Source organism: Variovorax sp. GW821-FHT09D05 (genome assembly GCF_059416325.1).
In genome coordinates this window covers 1-707 of the sequence record NZ_JBWKOZ010000030.1, presented here as the reverse complement: position 1 = coordinate 707, position 707 = coordinate 1, and the positions used below count along the sequence as shown (strand labels likewise).

The window sequence follows — 707 nt, the reverse complement described above, 5'->3', positions numbered from 1 at the left end:
CTTGTTGGCGCCCTGCACCGAGCCGGTCAGCGACAGGCCGTTGCCGAAGTCGTAGCTCGCGCCGACGTTGTAGTCGACGTAGCTCTTATAGCCCAGGCTGCGGATGTCGCTGGACATGTTCGTGTAGCCCACCGCCGCCTTCAGCGTGACCTTGGGCACGATTTCCTTGCTGTACGACAGGTTCAGGTAGCCGGTGTTGGTGCCCTTCAGGCCCGAGCCGGCCTTGTTGCCCGCGTAGCCGAAGTAGTCCTTCGACACGGTGTGCGAGTACTTGGCGGTGAACGAGCCGAGGGTTTCGTTGGCGTAGGTGCCCGCAACGTACAGCTCGGTGGTGTTGCCCGCGGAGTTGCCCGGGTAGATGTAGGTGAGCGCACCGACGTCCATGTCCAGCGGGCCGGCCTTGAACTTGTAGCCGCCGTACACGTCCATCTCGATGCTGTTGCCCTTGAGCCAGTTGACGCTGGAGTTCCAGTTGCCCACGTAGAAGCCGCTGTCGCCGAAGGCGTAGTCCAGGCCGCCTTGAATGGCGGGCTTGAAGCCCTTGGTCTTGGCGTAGTCGTTCTTGCCGATCATGTCCTGGTCCTGGCCACGGAACTTGTAGTTCGTGGTGATGGACACGTTGCCCGTGAGATTCGGGGCGGGAGCGGCTGCCGGTGCTGCTGCGGCATCCGTCGTTGCTGTTTGCGCCAGGGCTGCGCCCGAAGCGG

Annotated in this window: 1 protein-coding gene; it reads right to left on the bottom strand. The window is 63.2% G+C overall.

From position 1 onward, the window contains the following. A partial coding sequence (locus tag AC07O3_RS34500) for a TorF family putative porin (protein ID WP_495341516.1) occupies positions 1–690 on the bottom strand: 690 nt, incomplete at its 3' end. Positions 691–707 lie beyond the last annotated feature (17 nt).